Annotated in this window: 19 protein-coding genes and 2 rRNA genes; 12 read left to right on the forward strand and 9 right to left on the reverse strand. The window is 52.1% G+C overall.

Annotated elements, in window-relative coordinates; translation table 11 throughout:
• Positions 1-167 precede the first annotated feature (167 nt).
• The 3 genes from I6L54_RS07685 to I6L54_RS07695 all read left to right on the forward strand — a co-directional run bounded on the left by I6L54_RS07685 (position 168) and on the right by I6L54_RS07695 (position 5,013).
• Positions 168-3,074, forward strand: a 23S ribosomal RNA gene (locus tag I6L54_RS07685).
• 198 nt (positions 3,075-3,272) lie between these two features.
• Positions 3,273-3,388: ribosomal RNA gene (gene rrf / locus I6L54_RS07690) — 5S ribosomal RNA — on the forward strand.
• Between the two features lie 326 nt (positions 3,389-3,714).
• Entirely contained in the window at positions 3,715-5,013 is a 1,299-nt protein-coding gene (locus tag I6L54_RS07695) for an MFS transporter (RefSeq protein WP_040233401.1), read from the forward strand.
• Here the strand turns inward: I6L54_RS07695 and I6L54_RS07700 are convergent.
• From I6L54_RS07700 to trxC, 5 genes are all read right to left on the reverse strand, one after another.
• Positions 5,010-5,333, reverse strand: a complete 324-nt coding sequence (locus I6L54_RS07700) for a YfiM family lipoprotein (protein WP_040233521.1) — start codon at positions 5,331-5,333, stop codon at positions 5,010-5,012. The two genes, I6L54_RS07695 and I6L54_RS07700, sit on opposite strands and share 4 nt — an antisense overlap.
• A 44-nt stretch (positions 5,334-5,377) precedes the next feature.
• The gene (gene pssA / locus I6L54_RS07705) at positions 5,378-6,733 is read right to left on the reverse strand and encodes a CDP-diacylglycerol--serine O-phosphatidyltransferase (protein WP_005121216.1); all 1,356 of its coding nucleotides are present in this window, start codon (positions 6,731-6,733) and stop codon (positions 5,378-5,380) included.
• Between the two features lie 114 nt (positions 6,734-6,847).
• Entirely contained in the window at positions 6,848-9,508 is a 2,661-nt protein-coding gene (locus I6L54_RS07715) for a bifunctional acetate--CoA ligase family protein/GNAT family N-acetyltransferase (protein ID WP_040233403.1), read from the reverse strand.
• Positions 9,509-9,544: 36 nt separating this feature from the next.
• Entirely contained in the window at positions 9,545-10,243 is a 699-nt protein-coding gene (tapT, locus tag I6L54_RS07720) for a tRNA-uridine aminocarboxypropyltransferase (protein ID WP_005121220.1), read from the reverse strand.
• A 69-nt stretch (positions 10,244-10,312) separates the two neighbouring features.
• On the reverse strand, positions 10,313-10,732 hold the full coding sequence (trxC, locus tag I6L54_RS07725; protein ID WP_003037559.1) for a thioredoxin TrxC: 420 nt from the start codon (positions 10,730-10,732) through the stop codon (positions 10,313-10,315).
• A gap of 207 nt (positions 10,733-10,939) precedes the next feature.
• On the opposite strand from trxC, the gene I6L54_RS07730 reads away from it, so the two are divergent.
• Positions 10,940-12,019 carry a tRNA/rRNA methyltransferase gene (locus I6L54_RS07730; RefSeq protein WP_005121221.1) on the forward strand — a complete coding sequence of 360 codons (1,080 nt, stop codon included), beginning with the start codon at positions 10,940-10,942 and terminating at the stop codon, positions 12,017-12,019.
• A gap of 33 nt (positions 12,020-12,052) precedes the next feature.
• On the opposite strand, the gene ung is transcribed toward I6L54_RS07730, so the two are convergent.
• Positions 12,053-12,742 (reverse strand): uracil-DNA glycosylase, encoded by a 690-nt coding sequence (ung, locus tag I6L54_RS07735; protein WP_003037561.1) that lies wholly within the window; start codon positions 12,740-12,742, stop codon positions 12,053-12,055.
• Between the two features lie 317 nt (positions 12,743-13,059).
• Between ung and grcA the strand changes: the two genes are divergently transcribed.
• Positions 13,060-13,443: an autonomous glycyl radical cofactor GrcA gene (gene grcA / locus I6L54_RS07740; protein WP_005121223.1), complete on the forward strand. Its 384-nt coding sequence runs from the start codon at positions 13,060-13,062 to the stop codon at positions 13,441-13,443.
• Between the two features lie 79 nt (positions 13,444-13,522).
• Here grcA and eamB read toward each other — a convergent pair whose 3' ends face one another.
• Positions 13,523-14,110 carry a cysteine/O-acetylserine transporter gene (eamB, locus tag I6L54_RS07745; protein WP_040233404.1) on the reverse strand — a complete coding sequence of 196 codons (588 nt, stop codon included), beginning with the start codon at positions 14,108-14,110 and terminating at the stop codon, positions 13,523-13,525.
• A gap of 102 nt (positions 14,111-14,212) precedes the next feature.
• On the opposite strand from eamB, the gene I6L54_RS07750 reads away from it, so the two are divergent.
• Positions 14,213-15,109: a LysR family transcriptional regulator gene (locus I6L54_RS07750; protein WP_137378420.1), complete on the forward strand. Its 897-nt coding sequence runs from the start codon at positions 14,213-14,215 to the stop codon at positions 15,107-15,109.
• 17 nt (positions 15,110-15,126) lie between these two features.
• Here the strand turns inward: I6L54_RS07750 and srmB are convergent, their stop codons facing one another.
• Positions 15,127-16,455, reverse strand: coding sequence for an ATP-dependent RNA helicase SrmB (srmB, locus tag I6L54_RS07755; RefSeq protein WP_003037569.1), 1,329 nt, complete (start codon positions 16,453-16,455; stop codon positions 15,127-15,129).
• Between the two features lie 130 nt (positions 16,456-16,585).
• On the opposite strand from srmB, the gene trmN reads away from it, so the two are divergent.
• Positions 16,586-17,323, forward strand: coding sequence for a tRNA(1)(Val) (adenine(37)-N(6))-methyltransferase TrmN (gene trmN, locus I6L54_RS07760; protein ID WP_040233407.1), 738 nt, complete (start codon positions 16,586-16,588; stop codon positions 17,321-17,323).
• Here trmN and nadB read toward each other — a convergent pair.
• Entirely contained in the window at positions 17,308-18,930 is a 1,623-nt protein-coding gene (nadB, locus tag I6L54_RS07765) for an L-aspartate oxidase (protein ID WP_040233409.1), read from the reverse strand. The two genes, trmN and nadB, sit on opposite strands and share 16 nt — an antisense overlap.
• Positions 18,931-19,193: 263 nt before the next feature.
• On the opposite strand from nadB, the gene rseD reads away from it, so the two are divergent.
• The 5 genes from rseD to rseC are packed head-to-tail and all read left to right on the forward strand — an operon-like array spanning position 19,194 to position 22,029.
• Entirely contained in the window at positions 19,194-19,358 is a 165-nt protein-coding gene (rseD, locus tag I6L54_RS07770) for a rpoE leader peptide RseD (RefSeq protein WP_124022090.1), read from the forward strand.
• On the forward strand, positions 19,355-19,930 hold the full coding sequence (gene rpoE, locus I6L54_RS07775) for an RNA polymerase sigma factor RpoE (protein ID WP_003037573.1): 576 nt from the start codon (positions 19,355-19,357) through the stop codon (positions 19,928-19,930). Before rseD ends, rpoE begins: the two co-directional genes overlap by 4 nt.
• A gap of 31 nt (positions 19,931-19,961) precedes the next feature.
• Complete coding sequence (gene rseA, locus I6L54_RS07780; protein WP_005130332.1) at positions 19,962-20,612, forward strand: anti-sigma-E factor RseA; 651 nt, start codon at positions 19,962-19,964, stop codon at positions 20,610-20,612.
• Positions 20,612-21,568: a sigma-E factor regulatory protein RseB gene (gene rseB / locus I6L54_RS07785; protein WP_005130331.1), complete on the forward strand. Its 957-nt coding sequence runs from the start codon at positions 20,612-20,614 to the stop codon at positions 21,566-21,568. The genes rseA and rseB overlap by 1 nt, the downstream gene beginning before the upstream one ends.
• Positions 21,565-22,029, forward strand: coding sequence for a SoxR-reducing system protein RseC (gene rseC, locus I6L54_RS07790; protein WP_005130330.1), 465 nt, complete (start codon positions 21,565-21,567; stop codon positions 22,027-22,029). The genes rseB and rseC overlap by 4 nt, the downstream gene beginning before the upstream one ends.
• Positions 22,030-22,204 lie beyond the last annotated feature (175 nt).

Here is a 22,204-nt window from a genome sequence, read left to right on the forward strand (position 1 = left end):
AAACTTACCTTCGGGTGACGTTTGAGATATTTGCTCTTTAAAAATCTGGATCAAGCTGAAAATTGAAACGACACACTGTTTCATTTCTCCGTAATAAGAAATGAAAAGCGGTGTGTTCGAGTCTCTCAAATTTTCGCAATCAGAAGTGAAACATCTTCGGGTTGTGAGGTTAAGCGACTAAGCGTACACGGTGGATGCCCTGGCAGTCAGAGGCGATGAAGGACGTGCTAATCTGCGATAAGCGTCGGTAAGGTGATATGAACCGTTATAACCGGCGATTTCCGAATGGGGAAACCCAGTGTGATTCGTCACACTATCATTACGTGAATACATAGCGTAATGAAGCGAACCGGGGGAACTGAAACATCTAAGTACCCCGAGGAAAAGAAATCAACCGAGATTCCCCCAGTAGCGGCGAGCGAACGGGGAGCAGCCCAGAGTCTGAATCAGCTTGTGTGTTAGTGGAACGGTCTGGAAAGTCCGACGGTACAGGGTGATAGTCCCGTACACCAAAATGCACAGGCTGTGAACTCGAAGAGTAGGGCGGGACACGTGGTATCCTGTCTGAATATGGGGGGACCATCCTCCAAGGCTAAATACTCCTGACTGACCGATAGTGAACCAGTACCGTGAGGGAAAGGCGAAAAGAACCCCGGCGAGGGGAGTGAAAAAGAACCTGAAACCGTGTACGTACAAGCAGTGGGAGCCTCTTAATGGGGTGACTGCGTACCTTTTGTATAATGGGTCAGCGACTTATATTCTGTAGCAAGGTTAACCGCATAGGGGAGCCGAAGGGAAACCGAGTCTTAACTGGGCGTTAAGTTGCAGGGTATAGACCCGAAACCCGGTGATCTAGCCATGGGCAGGTTGAAGGTTGGGTAACACTAACTGGAGGACCGAACCGACTAATGTTGAAAAATTAGCGGATGACTTGTGGCTGGGGGTGAAAGGCCAATCAAACCGGGAGATAGCTGGTTCTCCCCGAAAGCTATTTAGGTAGCGCCTCGTGAATTCATCTTCGGGGGTAGAGCACTGTTTCGGCTAGGGGGTCATCCCGACTTACCAACCCGATGCAAACTGCGAATACCGAAGAATGTTATCACGGGAGACACACGGCGGGTGCTAACGTCCGTCGTGAAGAGGGAAACAACCCAGACCGCCAGCTAAGGTCCCAAAGTCACAGTTAAGTGGGAAACGATGTGGGAAGGCACAGACAGCCAGGATGTTGGCTTAGAAGCAGCCATCATTTAAAGAAAGCGTAATAGCTCACTGGTCGAGTCGGCCTGCGCGGAAGATGTAACGGGGCTAAACTGTGCACCGAAGCTGCGGCAGCGACACTATGTGTTGTTGGGTAGGGGAGCGTTCTGTAAGCCGTTGAAGGTGTGTCGTGAGGCATGCTGGAGGTATCAGAAGTGCGAATGCTGACATAAGTAACGATAATGCGGGTGAAAAACCCGCACGCCGGAAGACCAAGGGTTCCTGTCCAACGTTAATCGGGGCAGGGTGAGTCGACCCCTAAGGCGAGGCCGAAAGGCGTAGTCGATGGGAAACAGGTTAATATTCCTGTACTTGGTGTTACTGCGAAGGGGGGACGGAGAAGGCTATGTTAGCCGGGCGACGGTTGTCCCGGTTTAAGCATGTAGGCGGAGGTTCCAGGTAAATCCGGTACCTTATTAACGCTGAGGTGTGATGACGAGGCACTACGGTGCTGAAGTAACAAATGCCCTGCTTCCAGGAAAAGCCTCTAAGCATCAGGTAACACGAAATCGTACCCCAAACCGACACAGGTGGTCAGGTAGAGAATACCAAGGCGCTTGAGAGAACTCGGGTGAAGGAACTAGGCAAAATGGTGCCGTAACTTCGGGAGAAGGCACGCTGATATGTAGGTGAAGTGATTTACTCATGGAGCTGAAATCAGTCGAAGATACCAGCTGGCTGCAACTGTTTATTAAAAACACAGCACTGTGCAAACACGAAAGTGGACGTATACGGTGTGACGCCTGCCCGGTGCCGGAAGGTTAATTGATGGGGTTATCCGTAAGGAGAAGCTCTTGATCGAAGCCCCGGTAAACGGCGGCCGTAACTATAACGGTCCTAAGGTAGCGAAATTCCTTGTCGGGTAAGTTCCGACCTGCACGAATGGCGTAATGATGGCCAGGCTGTCTCCACCCGAGACTCAGTGAAATTGAACTCGCTGTGAAGATGCAGTGTACCCGCGGCAAGACGGAAAGACCCCGTGAACCTTTACTATAGCTTGACACTGAACACTGGTCCTTGATGTGTAGGATAGGTGGGAGGCTTTGAAGTGTGGACGCCAGTCTGCATGGAGCCAACCTTGAAATACCACCCTTTAATGGCTGGTGTTCTAACGTGGGCCCGTAATCCGGGTTGCGGACAGTGTCTGGTGGGTAGTTTGACTGGGGCGGTCTCCTCCTAAAGAGTAACGGAGGAGCACGAAGGTTAGCTAATCCTGGTCGGACATCAGGAGGTTAGTGCAAAGGCATAAGCTAGCTTGACTGCGAGAGTGACGGCTCGAGCAGGTGCGAAAGCAGGTCTTAGTGATCCGGTGGTTCTGAATGGAAGGGCCATCGCTCAACGGATAAAAGGTACTCCGGGGATAACAGGCTGATACCGCCCAAGAGTTCATATCGACGGCGGTGTTTGGCACCTCGATGTCGGCTCATCACATCCTGGGGCTGAAGTAGGTCCCAAGGGTATGGCTGTTCGCCATTTAAAGTGGTACGCGAGCTGGGTTTAGAACGTCGTGAGACAGTTCGGTCCCTATCTGCCGTGGGCGCTGGAGAATTGAGGGGGGCTGCTCCTAGTACGAGAGGACCGGAGTGGACGCATCACTGGTGTTCGGGTTGTCATGCCAATGGCATTGCCCGGTAGCTAAATGCGGAAGAGATAAGTGCTGAAAGCATCTAAGCACGAAACTTGCCCCGAGATGAGTTCTCCCTGAGACTATAAGTCTCCTGAAGGAACGTTAAAGACGATGACGTTGATAGGTCGGGTGTGTAAGCGTAGCGATACGTTGAGCTAACCGATACTAATGAACCGTGAGGCTTAACCTTACAACGCCGAAGATGTTTTGGCGGAATTGAGACGATTTTCAGCATTGATTACAGATTGTAGTACGCAATAGTTTGCGCAGCAGCAAGGCGGCAAGTGAAGCGACGGAAGGAGCATACAGAAGTATGTGACTGAGGTTCGCGAAAGCAGCCAACGCGGCGGATGCGATAAAGTATTGCGTACAGAGCACAAAGAATTTGCCTGGCGGCTGTAGCGCGGTGGTCCCACCTGACCCCATGCCGAACTCAGAAGTGAAACGCCGTAGCGCCGATGGTAGTGTGGGGTCTCCCCATGCGAGAGTAGGGAACTGCCAGGCATTAATTAAAGTGAAGAAGCCCATCCTGCCGGATGGGCTTTTTTGCGTTTGTGCGGGGTAAAAACCGCCGGATGCAGCGTCCCGCCTTATCCGGCCTGCGCCGGGCTGAACGTATTTTGTAGGCCTGATAAGCGCAGCGCATCAGGCAATTCTGACAGCCAACCTGGTTCTCTTCCTTCGAACATTTCTTAATCCTTTTCCTGCTAATTAAAATCGTGATCTATCTCCCATAATAAATTATAACAATTATATAACATTTAATTTACCAAAACAGACACGAAACATCATTGATAGATTCATAAGATCCTGGCAGGGGTACAATTTTAATGGCTGATAGCAGTGTAACTGAGAACGGGGCGCTGGCAGATGGCGACACCCGTCGTCGTATATGGGCGATTGTCGGAGCATCGTCAGGGAACCTGGTCGAATGGTTTGATTTCTATATTTACTCTTTCTGCTCTCTCTACTTTGCTCATATCTTTTTTCCATCTGGAAACACCACCACGCAACTCTTACAAACTGCCGGCGTTTTTGCTGCAGGATTTCTGATGCGGCCAATCGGGGGATGGCTTTTTGGTCGTATTGCGGATAAACACGGGCGTAAAAAGTCTATGCTGCTGTCCGTTTGTATGATGTGCATGGGATCGTTGGTGATCGCTTGTCTTCCGGGATATGAAACCATCGGCACATGGGCTCCAGCGCTATTACTGCTGGCCAGACTATTTCAGGGACTGTCTGTCGGGGGGGAATATGGAACCAGCGCTACCTATATGAGTGAAGTAGCCGTTGAAGGTAAGAAAGGTTTTTACGCTTCATTCCAGTATGTGACGTTAATCGGCGGGCAGTTACTGGCATTGCTGGTTGTGGTCATATTACAGCAAACGTTAGAAGACTCAGCGCTAAGAGCGTGGGGCTGGCGTATTCCCTTTGTGCTGGGAGCCGTGCTGGCTATTGTTGCGCTATGGTTGCGTCGCCAGTTGGATGAAACCTCGAAACAGGACGTTCGCGCGCTGAAAGAAGCGGGTTCTCTGAAAGGGCTGTGGCGTAACCGCAAAGCCTTTCTTATGGTACTGGGATTCACCGCTGCTGGCTCGCTGTGTTTTTATACGTTTACGACCTACATGCAGAAATATCTGGTTAATACGGCTGGTATGCATGCCAACGTGGCCAGCGGCATTATGACAGCTGCATTGTGCGTGTTTATGCTAGTGCAACCGCTGTTCGGTGCGTTGTCAGATAAAATAGGCCGACGGACTTCAATGCTGTGTTTTGGCGCGTTAGCCGCGATTTTCACTGTTCCCATTTTGACCGCGTTGCAAAGCGTGACGTCTCCTTACATGGCGTTTGCTCTGGTGATGTGTGCCTTGTTGATCGTGAGTTTCTATACGTCAATTAGCGGTATTCTGAAGGCCGAAATGTTCCCGGCGCAGGTGCGTGCTCTGGGGGTTGGGTTATCTTATGCGGTGGCTAATGCTTTGTTTGGTGGTTCAGCCGAATATGTTGCGTTATCCCTGAAGTCTGTCGGTATGGAAACGACATTCTTCTGGTACGTTACAGCGCTGGCAGTCGTCGCATTTTTGGTATCACTGATGCTGCATGGGAAGGGGAAAGGCCTGCGCCTCTAGTAATGTGCCAATTGCCAGACCGCATAGCCGGTAGACGCGCCAGCCACATCCCAGGCGAAGTCCTTCCAGCTCCAGCCGCTCCCGGCGGGGCGGCTGTCCCACAGCTCTTTTGACGCGCCCAGGCTGACTGAGAACATCAGGCCGATAACCGCACTGCGATCGCGGCTGTTGCCCTGATGTTGGGCATATTCGTTTCCGGCTGCGGCAAGCATGGCGGAGGCGATAAAGTGTTGAGCTTTGTCTTGCCCACTCCAGCTGTCGTTAGCCATGTGGCTACAACCGGAAAGAAGCAAAACACTGGTAAGAATAAACAGACGCACCGTGGCCTCCATAGGAAAAACCCCGTCACTGGACGGGGTCTTGGTTACAGAATACGGCTAATTAATCTGTCGATACGAATACGGCGTAATCGACGGATAAGCTTACGTACTTTGACTGGATAGTCGGCAATGCTCTGCAGGTCGCGATAGTGCTTCACGACGGTGGTATGCGTGCGGATGAGCTCCAGCTCTTTATCGCGCTGGGGAGTCAGCTCTTGCTGAGGATCGTGGATAAGGATGGCGTTTTCCAGATCCAGACGCCAGGCGCGAGGGTTAAGGTTGTTGCCAGTCAGCAGCATCCATTTATCATCAACCCACATGCCTTTCAGATGATAAGTGTTGTCATCATCTTTCCATAAGCGCACGACCAGCTGGTCGGTATTCACGTAATACTGCAGTCTGCTCAGGAAACGGCGCAGATTTATTTCATACAGATAAGGCAGCGCACCGATGATCTTGAATGGCTCATCTTCCGGAATGAAAAAGTCGTTGGCGGTTTTATCACCGACAATAATTTCGACCTTTTTCCCTTCACGCAGTAGTTGAATGATATTGCGTACCAGGATAGCGGGCAGGTTGAAATAAGGGGTACAGATTGTCAGCTTGTGCTCCGCGCAGGGCATGAGGTGGAAAATAGTCTTATTTAACAGACTGGATTTTCCAAGTCCAACCAGCGGCGTGACCGAAAGCTGTTCATTATCCGCATCACCCTGAAAATGGAAGGATGCATCGCGCAATTCCTGACGGTACAGGCGGATATCATTTTTAATTTCCGGGCTTTTAGGACGATGGATATCATCGAGACGATTAACGCCGCGCCCATTCATCAGGTTCTGCGTAACCCAATCGTACATGATATCGGCCATCTTCGCGTTGCGAATCAGCTGATAGCGGTCATAGCGGTATTTATCATGTTGGTGTAAGTAAACATCGTTCAGACTGGCCCCGCTATACAGGACGCTATCATCAATGATAAAGCCTTTAAAATGCAGAACACCAAGCGCTTCGCGGGTGTTAATTGGCACGCCGTAGACAGGGATATCGATACCCGGGTTTTCCTGCGCCATTCGACAATACCAGTCAGCGTTGGTATTCGATGCCGCGGCGCCAATACGTCCACGCTGGGCTCGGTGCCAGTCGACAAGCACCCGTACATCTAGCTCTGGACGCTGCCGTTTTGCCGCATAGAGCGCATCGAGAATGCCTTTGCCACCGTCATCCTGTTCCAGGTACAGTGCAATGATGCAGATCCGTCGCGTCGCGCTGGCTATTTTTTCCAGCAGAGTCTCCCTGAAATTAGCGGGAGCATAAAAGAAATCTACATCATCAACTGACTGAGAAATCTTAGGTAGTTGGGCAAGGTGTTGTTGATGTTTATTACGCTTAAATTTTGACAACATCACAGTGCATTTCTTCTCTGTTCATTGAAGGGTCCTCTGTGCTTTGCAGACGACATAAGCGGGCAATGATACCACCAGTCCCCATTAATGTGGTCAACATTTCCAGTACCTTACTCACGATTCCTCGAATTGGGCCAGATTAAGCGATAGCCCAACAATTCCCTCTTCGAGCTGGACGTCAACGACAAACCCGAGTTTTCGGGCCAGGGCGACCATCCCACGATTGTTTGGCATCGTAATACCATTCAAACGTATAAGTCCGTGATCTCGCGTATATGCGATTAATTTTTCCATCAACCGGCGACCCAATCCAAGCCCTTTGAGATCGGAACGAACCAGCACGGCAAACTCGGCATCAACGTTATCAGGATCCGAGATTGCTCGCGTTACGCCGAGGATCTCTTGCTGATTATCTTTACAGCGTACCGCCACAAAGGCCATTTCCCGATCGTAGTCGATCTGCGTCATATTGGCTAAATCTTCATGGGTGAATTCGTTGATCTCACTGAAATAGCGATAATAAAGATCTTCTTTCGTTACCTGAGATATGAACTGCTGCAGATGAGGTTCATCCTCTGGCAAAATGGGACGGAACAGGCAGCGCTCCCCGTTTTTCAACTCCACCCACTCTTCAAGCTGATGGGGATAAGGGCGTACCGCCAGCCTGCTTTCGTTATCGCCCGTGAAAGGGGCAATATCCAGTGTGACGTCCAGTGCAGTAAATTCCCCAGCAGAGGCCAGTAGAGGGTGGATATCCAGGCGCTGAATTTCCGGACAATCGACGATCAGGTTGGAGACCTGGACCAACAGTTGGCTTAAGCCTGCAATATCTAAGGGACGTAGTGCGCTGCGAGCGCGGATCTTTTTGTTTTTGATCCCCTGGATCACCAGATAACGCGCCAGGTTCATGTTGAGTGGCGGCAATGCGACAACAGCTTGCTCTTCAGGACGCCACTCAACTCCGCCTTCGCCCAGCATAATCAACGGGCCAAATACCGGGTCCTGTTCGACGACGACGCGCAGCTCCTGAGCGCCGGCGCGGTTAGCCATACTTTGTACTAACAAACCGTGGATACGTGCCTGTGGCCAGGCCATTTTTACCCGATCAAAAATCGCATTGGCTGCCTGCTGCACTTCTGTTGCCGTACGCAGGTACAACATAACCCCCTGAACTTCCGACTTATGCGGGATATCAGGAGAGCGCAGCTTCAGTGCTACCGGGTAACCGATTTGTTCTGCGATGTGTACGGCTTCTGCACTGTCGCTGGCGATCCATGTCGGCAGCGTGTGTAAGCCATAGGCGTGTAAAATCGGCTGTACTTCATGGGTATCCAGCGACGTTGCGCCTTCGGCAATCGCCTGCTGTAACAGATTATGCGCCTCGGCGGTGTTGGTGGTCAGAGAGTCGGGCAGCGCAGGCGTTTCCCGTAGTTGCTTCTGGTTACGTCGATATTCCACCATATGCATAAAGGCGGTGATGGTGCCTTCAGGTGTGCGGTAAGTCGGTAATCCGGCTTCGCTAAACAGTCTGCGTGCTTCCTGGGATGAAAACTCGCCGCACCAGTTGGTCAGCAACGAGACGAACTTGCCGCGCGGATGACGCTTTACCGCTTCGATCAATGCTTGCGCGCTTTCGGTTCCGGGGGCGGCTGCGCTGGGTGAGTGAATCACCATTAGCGCGTCGAAATCCTGGCTGGCGAGCAAAATATCCAGTGTCTTAACATAGTGCTCACTGCTGGCGTCGTCCCGCAGATCCAGCGGGTTGGCGATATCAACGTGTTCAGGTAGGGCATCGCGTAATTTCTGGCAGGTATCTTCACTCAATGTCGCCAGCTTGCCATTTTTTGACCATAGCTCATCTAATGCCAGTGCGGCAGGTGCGGCTCCATTGCTGATGATCATCAGCCTGTCGCCACGCAGCGGGCGCATGTGGCTCAGGGTTTCCACCGCTGAGAACAGCTCGTGAGTGTCTTGTACGCGTAATAAACCGGCGCGCTGAATAGCCGCATCCCACGCGGGATCCATCCCAGCACTGGTATGCAGCAGGCGCTGAGCAGCCGGACTGCGACCACTTTTGATCACCAAAATGGGTTTGTTGCGTGAGGCGCTACGGGCGGCGGAGACAAAGCGGCGGGCATCGCTTAAATGTTCGAGATACAGCAATATCGCGCTGGTTTTACTGTCGCGTGCCAGGTAATCCAGTAGCTCATCAACGTCGATATCCAGGCTGTCACCCAGCGCGATAAAGTAAGAAAAGCCCATTTCTCTCTGCTGTGCCCAGTCGAGTATGGTATTGGATACGGCGGCGGATTGAGAGATGAAAGCCAGCTTGCCGCGCTTAATCGGGACGGGGGAAAAGCTGGCGTTAAGCCCCTGCCAGGGAGCGAGAAGCCCCAGACTGTTGGGACCCAGCAGACGTATGTTGTAGCGTGATGCGCAGGCCAACAGCTCCGCGTGTTGCGCCGTAGGAGCCGAGAGAATAATGCAGGTTTTACAACCTTTCTCGCCAAGCGCTTCGAGCAACGTCAGGTTGCGGCTGGCATTGGTGCACAATACGGCGAGATCGGGGCTAAAAGGCAGGCTGCTGATATTGGGCCAGGCCAGTACGCCCAACACCGCTTTCCAGGCGGGGGTCACTGGTAAAACGGGGCCGTTGAACCCTCCTGCCAGCAGGTTACGCATCATCAGGTATCCTGCTCGATTGGGCTTCATTGACGCCCCAATCACAGCAATGGATTTCGGTCGCAGTAGTGCTTCCAGACCACGCTGACTCATATCGGCTTCCTTAATGACTCCAGTGACCGAATGATTTTACACGCTTTCTGGCGAGTCTGCTGTGACGCTTCCCTGATGTTGCGTTTTTCCTGCCAGGTAGCGTGTTTTAAAGCGCGTGAAGTGTTCACCTAATCCTTCGGCTGCCTGCTTATCGCCTGCCAGATCCAGTAAAGCGATTGCCACTTCGGCAGTGCAATATTGCCCCTCGGCATGGACTTCGCGCAGATGGTAAGCGGAGAGGCGTGATAGATCGACGGAGATCACCGGCAGGTTATCAAGGTACGGGCTTTTGCGGAACATTTTGCGTGCTTCCGGCCAGGTGCCATCAAGCATAATGAACAGCGGTGGTTTACCCGCCGGTGGTGTGAAAATGACCTCACGCCCCTCGTCGGCATAAGATGCCGGGAATACGACCATCGGCTGATAATCCGGATTTTTCACCAGCTCAAGCAATGCTGACGGCGGTTCGGTACGTGACCACTGAAACGCAGCGGTATCAGGCAGTATATCGGCAATTAAACGCCCGGTATTGCTGGGTTTCATCGGTTCGGTATCAAACATCACCAGGCAAAAACGACTTTTCGCCTGAGCTGGCGTCAGCGTTTCACACAGGCACAGTTTCAGCGGTAGCAGGCAGCGCTGACAGCGACGAATGCGGTTACCTCGGGCAAGAAAAGGGCGCGTGGCGCGCGCAAGACGCTCGGCACGTAACTGGAGAACGGCGTTATTGGTCATCGGGAAGCACGTTGAAAAATGCTATTGTCTCAGAGGACAAAACGGGGCACAAGATGTGCCCCGCAGAGTTTATAATGATTCGTTAAGCCAGCTATCAAACGGGGCCTTAGGTACGGCGCCATTAAGCATGTCGACGATTTCACCTTTTCTGAAGATCATGATGGTCGGGATGCTGCGGATACCGAAGCGGGCGCTGAGCTCACGTTCGGCTTCCGTATTCACTTTAACAAAACGTACTTTACCGCTACGTTCTTCCGCGACATCTTCAAAAATTGGCGCGAAGTTGCGGCATGGGCCACACCAGGGGGCCCAAAAATCAACCACCACTGGGAGATCGTCTTTTAACAGTTTATCCAGTGTTTCACCGGTCGCATTGATCACCTCCCCATCAAACAGGTCGTGACCACAGCGTCCGCATTTAGCCGCTTCCTGGACACGATCGTCGGGGATGCGGTTGATAGCCTGGCAGCTGGTACAAACGGTATTCATAACTAACCTCTGGATGAATGGAGTGGACTTCACGGCAGTAACGCCAGTATGTTTCTATTATGTTACATATTATCGGGGAGTCTGTTCTAAACAACAATGCGTTTTATTCAATGAGTACAATAGTCCTTAGCTTTTAAATGAAATAATGGCTAACGACGTGCACATCGGGTAATCTGCGCGCTTCGCGCAGAGCAGGTGGAGAAAAACATGAGCGACGAACTGAAGAACAAAAACGGCAAGGTCAAAGTGATGTACGTCCGCAGTGACGATGACTCGGATAAACGCACCCAAAATCCACGTACTGGTAAAGGCGGCGGTCGCCCCGGTACTTCCCGAGCCGAAGGCGGTCGTCGCCCTGCCCGTGATGACAGAAAGGGGCCGAACAGCGAACGCGGTCGTGAACGTGGTCGTGACCGCGATGTTGAACGCGACCGTAAACGTGAAGATTCACCGTGGCGTACCGTATCCCGCGCACCGAGTGATGATACTGCGGATAAAGCCGATCATGGTGGCATCAGCGGTAAGAGCTTTATCGATCCTGAAGTACTGCGTCGTCAGCGCGCGGAAGAAACCCGCGTTTATGGCGAAAATGCGTGCCAGGCGTTGTTCCAGAGCCGCCCGGACGCCATTGTCCGCGCCTGGTTTGTTCAGAGCGTCACCCCGCGCTTTAAAGAAGCATTACGCTGGATGGCGGCAAACCGCAAAGCCTATCACGTGGTTGATGAGGCCGAACTGGCGAAAGCATCTGGTACCGAGCACCATGGTGGTGTCTGCTTCCTGATCAAAAAGCGTAACGGTACCACCGTTAAGCAGTGGGTTGGTCAGGCCGGAGCGCAGGATTGTGTGCTGGCGCTGGAAGATATCGCCAACCCGCATAACCTGGGCGGTATGATGCGTAGCTGTGCGCACTTCGGCGTGAAAGGCGTAGTGGTACAGGACGCAGCATTACTGGAATCGGGTGCGGCTATCCGTACCGCTGAAGGTGGAGCAGAGCACGTTCAGCCGATTACCGGTGACAGTATTGTCGACGTGCTGGATGATTTCCGTAACGCGGGTTACACGGTAGTGATGACCTCAAGCGTGAAAGGCAAACCGCTGTTTACAACCACGCTGCCAGAAAAAATGGTGCTGGTGTTAGGCCGCGAACGTGAAGCTCTGCCAGAAGCAGCTTGCTCAGCAGACGATCTGTGCGTTGCGATTGATGGTACTGGCAACGTAGAAACGCTTAACGTCTCCGTTGCGACAGGTGTACTGCTCGCGGAGTGGTGGCGTCAGAACAAAGCCTGATAATAAAAATGCCAGCGATTCGCTGGCATTTTTTTACTCGCTCTCCGCCGGCAATACCGGCATCCAGTCGATCGGCTTTTCTCCCCGTTGTTCCAGCCATTCATTAGCCAGCACAAAGTGATTGCAGCCAAAGAAACCGCGATGGGCAGAAAGAGGGGACGGGTGCGGTGCTTTCAGCACATGGTGGCGCTGTGCATCAATAATCGCGCCTTTCTTCTGCGCGTGAGAACCCCAAAGCAGGAAAACAACCCCTTCCCGATGTTGGTTAATCAGGCTGATGACTTTATCGGTAAAGGTTTCCCAACCCAGACTGGCATGCGAATGCGCCTGACCCGCCCGAACGGTGAGCACGGTGTTCAGTAGCAACACCCCCTGGCGTGCCCAACTTTCCAGATATCCGTGCGTTGGGCGGGTGAAGCCGGGAATTGTTGCTTCCAGCTCTTTGTACATGTTCAGCAACGAAGGCGGAGTGGCAATCCCCGGACGAACAGAGAACGCGAGACCGTGTGCCTGGCCTGGACCGTGGTAGGGATCTTGTCCCAGAATGACGACTTTCACGTCGCCAAGTTCGGTAAAGCGAAACGCGTTAAACACATCTTTTTGCGGCGGATAAATTGTCATTCCTGACTGACGCTCGCCGGCAACAGTATGCAGTGTGTTAACAAAATAAGGCTGCTGTTTTTCTTCAGCCAGCACATCGTGCCAGGTTAATTCGGTGGCCATCTCGCTCTCCTGCGAATTTTCAATCCCCCTAGCTTAACTGCTTCTTTCGACGTCGCAAAATTCTGTACGTTTCTCAAGGGGCTACCCCTTAAAGATAGTTGAAAATTTATGTAAAAAGTTTATCTGTTTGTATGGCGTAAGTTGATGTAAAACAATAAAATCCACCTATCACCACTTTTGATGTGTGGTTTTTATTGATTTAAATCAAAGATTCAAGGGTGGGTGAGGGGTATATATACACTCAAGCAACAATGGTTTTACCAATTGGCCGGATGCGGCCAACCGAAATCAAATAATTTTGCCGGGGAGGCATCAACATGATTACAGGTATCCAGATTACTAAAGCTGCAAACGACGACCTGCTGAACTCTTTCTGGCTGCTGGACAGCGAAAAAGGCGAAGCACGCTGCATCGTTGCGAAAGCAGGTTTCAATGCTGATGACGTCGTTGCCGTCAGCAAACTGGGCGAAATCGAATACCGTGAAGTACCGGTAGATGTACAGCCAGAAGTTCGTGTAGAAGGTGGTCAGCACCTGAACGTTAACGTTCTGCGTCGTGAAACACTGGAAGATGCAGTTAAGCACCCGGAAAAATATCCGCAACTGACCATCCGTGTTTCTGGTTATGCAGTGCGCTTTAACTCTCTGACCCCAGAACAGCAGCGCGACGTTATTGCTCGTACCTTTACTGAGAGCCTGTAAGGCTCGCGGGGAATAACCCCGCCCAGCAGAGAATCTAAAAGCGGAAGATGCCAGTGCGTCTTCCGCTTTTTTATATCCGTTAGTAAAAAATCCTCACCGCACAATACACCAACAGTAATGCCAGAATGATATTCAACTGCCGACCGTAACGACGAAAAACGCGCTGAAAAAGATGGCCTGCCAGCGCCCAACAGGCATTGCCAAAGGTTCCAATCAACGCCAGCAGAATACTCACTCCAATCAACCAGTGCGCGTCCTGGGTATACGGCAATACAAATGTGGATAACGCGGTAATGCCGTACAAAATGATTTTGACGTTCACAAACTGCAAACCAAAACTCGCCCAAAAGCTAATCGGTTCCGCCTGCAGGCTATCGTTTGAGGCTGGGCTGGTGGCGATTTTCAGCGCCAGCCATAAAATGTAGGCTGCCCCTGCCCAACTCAGCCAATGAATAATAGCCGGATCCAGGACGACCAGCGAAAACGAGATCCCGGCGCACAGCAGCATGACGATTAAAAAGCCCAGACTCATTCCGGCCAGAACACGCGTGCTTTGGCGTAAGCCATGTGACGTTGCGGCACTGAGCGCGAGGATATTATTCGGGCCGGGTGTTAGCGCAGTAATCAGTGTATAGGTCCAGAATGCACTTAAAAGCATGGGGGTCACTTGTTATCTCCTCTGTTTTAGCAGACAGTACTCGAGACAAAACATTTAAAAAAATGAATGTTTTTGCATTCTAAGTTCGATATTTTCGATGGGTTAGTGCGGATGGATTTACGTCGGTTTATTACGCTAAAAACGGTGGTGGAAGAAGGTTCATTCCTGCGGGCGTCGCAGAAACTTTGCTGTACGCAGTCAACGGTTACCTTTCATATTCAACAGCTTGAGCAAGAGCTCTCGGTGCAGCTGTTTGAAAAAATTGGCCGGCGGATGTGTCTCACCAGTGAGGGCAAACGGCTGATGCCGCATATACATGACCTGACTCGTGTGATGGCATCGATCCGTCAGACGGCGCAACAAGATGCACAGCCGAGCGGTGATCTCCGCGTCGCCACCGGAGAAACGTTGCTGGCCTATAAAATGCCGCAGGTTTTACAGCGCTTTAAACAGCGCGCTCCCAATGTTCGGTTGTCCCTACAGTCGCTCAATTGTTATGTCATTCGTGATGCTCTGCTGGGTGATGAGGTTGATCTGGGGGTATTTTATCGGGTTGGGAATGATGAGGCGCTTGAGATGCTGTCACTGGGTGAACAGTCACTGGCGCTGGTCGCCTCTCCGGCTCTTCAGAATGTTGATTTCACTCAGCATAATCAGCATATTCCCTGCAGTTTTATCATTAATGAACCGCAATGTATTTTTAGACAGCGTTTTGAAAGTCTGCTGCGTAAGCGGCAGATAACGCTGGAAAATACTATTGAGCTATGGAGTATCGAAAGCATCAAGCAGTGTGTCTCTGCGAATCTTGGTGTCAGTTTTTTACCGCGGTTTACCGTTGAGAAGGAATTACACTCAGGAGAATTAATCGAGTTGCCGTTCAGTGAAAAGCCGGAACTGATTACCGCATTGTGCGCACATCATGCCGGAAAAGTCGTTAGCCCGGCGATGCGGGTTTTTATGGAATGTATTACAGAGAGCTTTGTTGCGCATGAAAAAATGCCGGGCTAAACGGCCCGGCACTCGGTTTACTCTTTGTCGGACTGCTGGGTAGCAGCTCCACTTGGCTTACGACGTTTGCCGATATTTTTGGCGTCGCGGTGACGTTTTTTCACCCGTGGCTTCTCTTTCTCTTTCGCTTTTTTCTCGGCGCGCTTCGCCAGCACTTTCTTGGATGGCTTACCGTTGGATTTCTCACTTGGCGCGCGCGTGGTTGGACGCAGTTCGTCGATGACGCGTGCTTTCAGCGGCTCGTCAATATAGCGGCTCGCTTTGCCGAGCAGCAGGTGGTCATGCGCTTCAACCAAAGAGATTGCAGTACCTTTACGCCCGGCACGACCGGTACGACCAATGCGGTGCAGATAGGCATCGCCACTGCGCGGCATGTCGAAGTTAAATACGTGGCTGACGTCAGGAATATCGATCCCGCGTGCGGCAACGTCAGTTGCTACCAGCACGTTCACGCGACCATCGGTCAGGCGCTTGATCGCTTCGTTACGTTTGTTCTGCACCATCTCGCCTTCGAGATAGCAGTTATTAATGCCTGCCTGGCGCAGCCAGCCTGCCAGCTCGTGCACACGTTCGCGTTTGCGTACAAAGACAATTGAGCGGGTCGCTTCCGGCTGTTTTAACAGATGGATCAGCAGGGCAGTTTTGTGCTCGATATCATCGGCACGGTAGTAAAACTGATGGATCTTCTTGCGTTCGCGGGTGGACGGATCCGCCGAGACTTCGACAGGATCTTCCAGCAGACGCTCGGCAAAATCTTTGATCGCATCGCCTTCCAGCGTGGCGGAGAACAGCATGGTTTGCTTACGCCAACGGGTTTCACCGGCAATATGCTCGATGTCCTGGGCAAAGCCCATATCCAGCATACGGTCTGCTTCATCGAGGATCAGCGTTTCAACTGCATGGCAGTCGAAGTTCTCTTCTTTAATGTATTGCAGCAGACGACCAGTGGTGGCGACCACGATGTCCTGGTTTTCGCTAAAGACTTCCATGTGGTTCATGTAAGCCACGCCACCGGTAATGGTGGCGATATCCAGATGCGTATTTTTGGCCAATTCACGGGCGTGTTCGGCAACCTGCATCGCCAGTTCGCGCGTCGGTGTCAGGATTAAAATGCGCGGTGGACCGGATTTCTTGCGCGGGAAGTCGAGCAGGTGCTGCAACGCTGGCAGCAAATATGCCGCCGTTTTACCGGTGCCTGTCGGCGCAGAACCGAGTACATCACGGCCATCGAGCGCAGGCGGAATGGCGGCAGCCTGAATGGCGGTCGGGCGAGTGAAACCTTTTTCCTGGAGGGCATCCAGAAGGCTTTCATCGAGTTCAAGTTCGGAAAAAGTCGTTACAGTCATGTTCTACCTCTGAGTGGGGCGCTGATTATAGACGTTACGGCTGCAATCTTCATCTGTTTGTATGGATATACCTTCTCAGGTATTGTTTTTATCCTATGTTATCGTTTTTTTTCCAGGAAGGTTGTTCTTCATGCCCCAGTCTACATCCGTACTTCGGCGTAATGGATTTACTTTTAAGCAGTTTTTTGTGGCACATGATCGTTGTGCAATGAAAGTCGGAACGGACGGCATTTTATTGGGTGCCTGGGCTCCTGTGGCTGGTGTAAAACGGATCCTTGATATTGGTACCGGGAGCGGTCTGCTGGCGCTGATGTTGGCCCAACGTACAGATAAAAACGTCATCATTGATGCTGTTGAGCTTGATGTTGACGCCGCGCAGCAGGCACAGGATAACATCGCGCAATCTCCGTGGATGCATCGTGTGAGGGTACATTCAGAGGATGCTCAGCAATGGGTACCGCGCCAGACCGTACGTTTTGACCTGATTATCAGCAATCCACCCTATTATGAACAGGGTGTGGAATGCGCAACCCCGCAACGTGAACAGGCGCGCTACACGACCACGCTCGATCACGAAGCATTGCTCACCCTGGCGGCTGACAGCATTACGGAAGAAGGTTTTTTTTGTGTGGTGCTACCGGAGCAGATTGGTAACGCGTTTACCCAGCAGGCACTTAGCATGGGCTGGCATCTGCGATTGCGCACGGATGTAGCAGAAACCGAGGCTCGTCTACCACATCGGGTTTTGCTGGCATTCTCCCCGCAGGCCGGGGAGTGCTTTAGTGACAGGTTGGTTATCCGTGGGTCAGACCAGCGTTATTCTGAAGGCTACACGGCGCTGACCCAGGCGTTCTATCTGTTTATGTGATGACTGAGCGGCGAGAGAATTGACGGGCCCGCCTCTGGAAGTTGTTCTGGATAATCCAGCGTGTAGTGCAGGCCCCGACTCTCTTTGCGCATCATCGCGCAGCGGACAATCAGCTCGGCAACCTGCACCAGATTGCGCAGCTCCAATAGGTTGTTCGACACACGGAAATGGGCGTAATACTCGTCGATTTCCTGTTGCAGCATGGTGATACGACGCAGGGCGCGTTCCAGACGTTTAGTGGTGCGCACAATACCGACGTAATCCCACATAAACAGCCGCAGCTCATGCCAGTTATGCTGAATGACAACCAACTCATCCGGGTTTTCTACCCGGCTTTCATCCCAGCCCGGGAGCGTGCTGACGCCGCGTGCATAAGGCATACGCCTGTCGATATCTTCGGCCGCGGACCAGCCGTAAACCAGGCACTCCAGCAATGAGTTCGACGCCATGCGGTTGGCGCCATGCAGGCCGGTATAACTCACTTCGCCGATCGCATACAGCCCGTCGACATCTGTACGACCAAAGTCATCAACCATCACGCCGCCGCAGGTATAGTGCGCGGCAGGAACGATAGGGACCGGCTCTTTGGTCAGATCGATGCCCAGTCCCAGCAATTTTTCGTAAATCATCGGGAAATGCTGACGAACAAATTCTTCTGGCTTATGGCTGATGTCGAGGAACATGCAGTCAGCACCCAAACGCTTCATCTCATGGTCGATGGCACGGGCGACAATATCACGTGGGGCAAGCTCGCCGCGTTTGTCAAAGTCGGGCATAAAGCGTGAACCGTCCGGGCGCTTCAGGTGTGCGCCTTCGCCACGTAGCGCCTCGGTCAGCAGAAAATTGCGTGCCTGCGGATGATACAGCGCCGTCGGGTGAAACTGGTTAAATTCCAGATTGGCGACACGGCACCCTGCGCGCCAGGCCATTGCAATTCCGTCACCCGAGGAAATATCCGGATTGGTGGTGTATTGATACACCTTTGACGCGCCGCCGGTGGCCAGCACTACCGACTTCGCATGGCAGGTTTCGACGGCTTCTTTATTACGATTCCAGATCCATGCGCCGACAACCCGACGCGTTCCCGGCAGACCGATTTTATCGGAGACAATCAGGTCGACGGCATTACTGCGTTCGAGAACCCGGATGTTGGGATGATTTTGTGCCTGGCTGACGAGGGTGGTTTCAACTTCTTTGCCGGTGGCATCCGCAGCGTGCAGAATGCGTCGATGGCTGTGACCGCCTTCACGGGTCAGGTGATAGCTCTCTTCACCGTTGGGCTGAACCTGCGTATCAAATAAGACGCCCTGATCGATAAGCCATTGAACGCAGGTACGCGCATTGCTGGCGACAAATTCCACCGCATGGCGATCGCACAGCCCGGCCCCGGCAATCAGCGTATCTTCAACGTGGGAGTCAATGCTGTCGGTTTCATCGAAAACCGCGGCAATACCGCCCTGGGCATAAAATGTCGAGCCTTCACTGACAGGCCCCTTGCTCAGAACAATAACCTGATGTTTTTCAGCCAGCCGCAGAGCCAGTGAGAGTCCGGCAGCCCCGCTGCCAATAATCAGCACGTCACAGGATAATTCAGGAGTCGTATTCATGATTTTTGTTTAATTTACTAAACAGTGTTTGGTCACCATAGCACCACATTGCGCGACACTGCACGTTTTATTTTTAAGCGTGTTGCAATGGCTAAACACAGAGGAAAGGCATGTGGATGAGTGAAAGAGCAAAAATATTTTGTGAAGCAGGCCGTTAGCATCAGATTATGAGGTGAAATAAAGTGGCTGTTGGGTTACTCTGCAGGCGGTGAAATGGGCATTTCTATACAGATAGTGCGTTGATCGGGTTATGTAGACTTATAATGAGAGATAAGACCTGTCTACAACATGACAAACAAAAACAAATGCGTAACGGAACTTTACGAAACTTGAGCACTCTAAGCTTTTGCTTGCTCATAGTGAAGCTTATGGAGTGGCGTTTCGAAAGCGCGTGGAAATTTGGTTTGGGGAGACTTTACCTCGGATGAGCGAGCAGTTAACGGACCAGGTCCTGGTTGAACGGGTCCAGAAGGGAGATCAGAAAGCCTTTAACTTACTGGTGGTTCGCTACCAGCATAAAGTGGCGAGTCTGGTTTCCCGCTATGTACCATCGGGCGATGTTCCCGATGTTGTACAAGAAGCATTTATTAAGGCCTATCGTGCGCTGGACTCGTTCCGGGGAGATAGTGCTTTTTATACCTGGCTGTATCGTATTGCAGTCAATACAGCGAAGAATTACCTGGTCGCTCAGGGGCGTCGTCCACCGTCCAGTGATATAGATGCGATTGAAGCAGAAAATTACGAAAGTGGCGGTGCGCTGAAAGAAATTTCGAACCCTGAGAACTTAATGTTGTCAGAAGAACTGAGACAGATAGTTTTCCGAACTATTGAGTCCCTCCCGGAAGATTTACGCATGGCAATAACCTTGCGGGAGCTGGATGGCCTGAGCTATGAAGAGATAGCCGCTATCATGGATTGTCCGGTGGGTACGGTGCGTTCACGTATCTTCCGAGCGAGGGAAGCTATTGATAATAAAGTTCAACCGCTTATCAGGCGTTGACGATAGCGGGATACTGGAAAAGGTATTAGGCATGCAGAAAGAAAAACTTTCCGCTTTAATGGATGGCGAAACGCTGGACACTGAGTTACTCAAAGAGCTGGCTCATGACCCGGAAATGCAAAAAACCTGGGAGAGTTATCACCTGATTCGCGATTCCATGCGAGGTGATACCGCCGACGTTCTCCATTTCGATATTTCCGACCGCGTAATGGCTGCTATCGCAGATGAGCCAGTACGTCAGGCGGTGCCATTGATTCCTGAGGCCCAGCCAGCACCGCATCAGTGGCAGAAGATGCCATTCTGGAAGAAAATGCGTCCGTGGGCCGCGCAGCTTACCCAAATGGGTGTGGCCGCGTGTGTATCACTTGCAGTTATTGTTGGCGTCCAGCACTATAATGGACAATCTGAAACGTCCCAGCAGCCCGAAACGCCGGTATTTAATACATTACCGATGATGGGTAAAGCCAGTCCGGTGAGCCTGGGTGTACCTTCTGACGCGACGGCCAGCGGCGGTCAGCAACAGCAGGTACAGGAGCAGCGTCGTCGTATTAATGCCATGTTGCAGGATTACGAACTGCAACGTCGACTGCACTCCGAACAGCTTCAGTTTGAGCAGGCGCAAACACAGCAAGCCGCTGTCCAGGTGCCAGGAATTCAAACTTTAGGAACGCAATCGCAGTAATGAAGCAACTTTGGTTTGCCATGTCACTTGTGGCTGGTAGCCTGTTCTTCTCTGTAAACGCCTCGGCCAATCCTGCGTCCGGGGCGTTGTTGCAGCAGATGAATCTGGCCAGCCAGTCGCTCACCTATGAGCTGTCATTTGTCAGCATCAATAAGCAGGGTGTTGAATCCCTACGTTATCGCCATGCCCGCCTGGATAACCGTCCGCTCGCGCAACTGTTGCAAATGGATGGACCGCGCCGGGAAGTGGTGCAACGTGGCAACGAAATCAGTTACTTTGAGCCAGGACTTGAACCGTTCACGCTGAATGGCGACTATATCGTTGATTCTCTGCCATCCCTGATTTACACCGACTTTAAACGTCTTGCACCTTACTATGATTTTATCGCGGTAGGACGCACGCGTATTGCAGACCGACTCTGCGAAGTTATCCGCGTGGTAGCGCGTGACGGTACGCGTTACAGCTACATCGTCTGGATGGACACCGAAACCAAGCTGCCAATGCGTGTCGATCTCCTCGATCGGGATGGCGAAACGCTGGAACAGTTCCGCGTTATCGCCTTTACTGTTAACAACGGTGTCAGCGACAGCATGCAGACGCTGGCGAAAGCCAATCTGCCGCCGTTACTGTCAGTTCCTGCGGGGGAGAAAACGAACTTCAACTGGAGTCCATCGTGGTTACCACAAGGATTCAGTGAGGTCTCCAGCAGCCGACGTCCACTGCCGACAATGGATAACATGCCGATTGAATCGCGCCTGTATTCTGATGGCCTGTTCAGTTTTTCTGTGAACGTGAACCGTGCGTCGCAAAACAGCGCCGATCAGCTGCTGCGTACCGGACGTCGAACGGTCAGTACTACCGTGCGGGATAATGCCGAAATCACTATCGTCGGTGAGCTTCCGCCGCAAACGGCGAAGCGTATTGCAGACAATATCAAGTTCAGGGCCGCGCAATGATTAAAGAATGGGCAACGGTTGTTTCCTGGCAAAATGGTCTGGCAACGGTCAGCTGCGATGTTAAAGCATCGTGTAGCAGCTGCGCCTCGCGGGCTGGATGCGGCAGTCGAGTGCTGAACAAACTGGGGCCGCAAACAACGCATACTATCGTGGTACCCAGCGATGAACCGCTGACGCCAGGGCAGAAAGTTGAACTGGGTATTGCCGAAGGGAGCCTGTTAGGCTCGGCGATGCTGGTTTATATGTCTCCGCTGGCGGGACTCTTTATTTTTGCTGCGCTGTTTCAGGTGCTGTTTGGCAGTGATATCGCCGCACTCAGCGGGGCGATACTGGGCGGCGTGGGGGGATTCCTGATTGCGCGAGGATATTCCCGTAAGCTTGCTGAGCGCAAAGCCTGGCAACCGGTTATTCTCAACGTAGCTCTCCCGCCTGATCTGATTCGTGTTGAAACCCAGCAGTGATATCTTTGCCTGATGGCGCTGCGCTTATCAGGCCGACAGCGTCCTCAGATGCAGAGGTAGGCCGGATAAGGCGTTTATGCCGCCATCCGGCAAAAGTTTCACTGACTTTGCAAAGTTGTTTCCAGTTCCCGCTATCCTTGCTCTATGAACATTTCCTCGCCTCAGCGATGTAGTG

The organism is Citrobacter pasteurii, from assembly GCF_019047765.1.
Lineage (GTDB): Bacteria > Pseudomonadota > Gammaproteobacteria > Enterobacterales > Enterobacteriaceae > Citrobacter > Citrobacter pasteurii.

What these genes read in the sequence shown, in the direction of transcription:
- I6L54_RS07695 (WP_040233401.1), top strand. Translation starts at nt 3,715, where the DNA reads ATGGCTGATAGCAGTGTAACTGAGAACGGGGCGCTGGCAGATGGCGAC.
- pssA (WP_005121216.1), bottom strand. Translation starts at nt 6,733, where the DNA reads ATGTTGTCAAAATTTAAGCGTAATAAACATCAACAACACCTTGCCCAA.
- I6L54_RS07715 (WP_040233403.1), bottom strand. Translation starts at nt 9,508, where the DNA reads ATGAGTCAGCGTGGTCTGGAAGCACTACTGCGACCGAAATCCATTGCT.
- tapT (WP_005121220.1), bottom strand. Translation starts at nt 10,243, where the DNA reads ATGACCAATAACGCCGTTCTCCAGTTACGTGCCGAGCGTCTTGCGCGC.
- trxC (WP_003037559.1), bottom strand. Translation starts at nt 10,732, where the DNA reads ATGAATACCGTTTGTACCAGCTGCCAGGCTATCAACCGCATCCCCGAC.
- I6L54_RS07730 (WP_005121221.1), top strand. Translation starts at nt 10,940, where the DNA reads ATGAGCGACGAACTGAAGAACAAAAACGGCAAGGTCAAAGTGATGTAC.
- ung (WP_003037561.1), bottom strand. Translation starts at nt 12,742, where the DNA reads ATGGCCACCGAATTAACCTGGCACGATGTGCTGGCTGAAGAAAAACAG.
- grcA (WP_005121223.1), top strand. Translation starts at nt 13,060, where the DNA reads ATGATTACAGGTATCCAGATTACTAAAGCTGCAAACGACGACCTGCTG.
- I6L54_RS07750 (WP_137378420.1), top strand. Translation starts at nt 14,213, where the DNA reads ATGGATTTACGTCGGTTTATTACGCTAAAAACGGTGGTGGAAGAAGGT.
- srmB (WP_003037569.1), bottom strand. Translation starts at nt 16,455, where the DNA reads ATGACTGTAACGACTTTTTCCGAACTTGAACTCGATGAAAGCCTTCTG.
- trmN (WP_040233407.1), top strand. Translation starts at nt 16,586, where the DNA reads ATGCCCCAGTCTACATCCGTACTTCGGCGTAATGGATTTACTTTTAAG.
- nadB (WP_040233409.1), bottom strand. Translation starts at nt 18,930, where the DNA reads ATGAATACGACTCCTGAATTATCCTGTGACGTGCTGATTATTGGCAGC.
- rseD (WP_124022090.1), top strand. Translation starts at nt 19,194, where the DNA reads ATGAGAGATAAGACCTGTCTACAACATGACAAACAAAAACAAATGCGT.
- rpoE (WP_003037573.1), top strand. Translation starts at nt 19,355, where the DNA reads ATGAGCGAGCAGTTAACGGACCAGGTCCTGGTTGAACGGGTCCAGAAG.
- rseA (WP_005130332.1), top strand. Translation starts at nt 19,962, where the DNA reads ATGCAGAAAGAAAAACTTTCCGCTTTAATGGATGGCGAAACGCTGGAC.
- rseB (WP_005130331.1), top strand. Translation starts at nt 20,612, where the DNA reads ATGAAGCAACTTTGGTTTGCCATGTCACTTGTGGCTGGTAGCCTGTTC.
- rseC (WP_005130330.1), top strand. Translation starts at nt 21,565, where the DNA reads ATGATTAAAGAATGGGCAACGGTTGTTTCCTGGCAAAATGGTCTGGCA.